Origin of the sequence: Olsenella uli, assembly GCF_016900775.1 — a bacterium.
Lineage (GTDB): Bacteria > Actinomycetota > Coriobacteriia > Coriobacteriales > Atopobiaceae > Thermophilibacter > Thermophilibacter uli_A.
In genome coordinates, this window is sequence record NZ_JACJKN010000054.1 from 1 (window position 1) to 254 (window position 254).

Annotated in this window: 1 protein-coding gene; it reads left to right on the plus strand. The window is 70.5% G+C overall.

Annotated features, from left to right (window positions below):
* Window positions 1-254: InlB B-repeat-containing protein (locus tag H6A23_RS11285; RefSeq protein WP_204832265.1), on the plus strand; the 254-nt coding region annotated here is incomplete at both ends.

Genomic DNA, 254 nt, shown 5'->3' on the forward strand with positions numbered 1-254 from the left:
GGCCTGCACCGTGGCCTACGACTTCGCGGCCCCCGTCGAGGGCGACATGACGCTCTACGCCAAGTGGGATGCCAAGCAGCTCTCCGTCACCTTCGACGACGGCGTCGACGGCACCGAGGACGTCGTCTCGACGGTCGCCTACGGCGAGCCCGTTGCCAAGCCCGCCGACCCCGTCCGCGAGGGCTACGACTTCGCCGGCTGGTACACCGATGAGGCCTGCACCGTGGCCTACGACTTCGCGGCCCCCGTCGAGG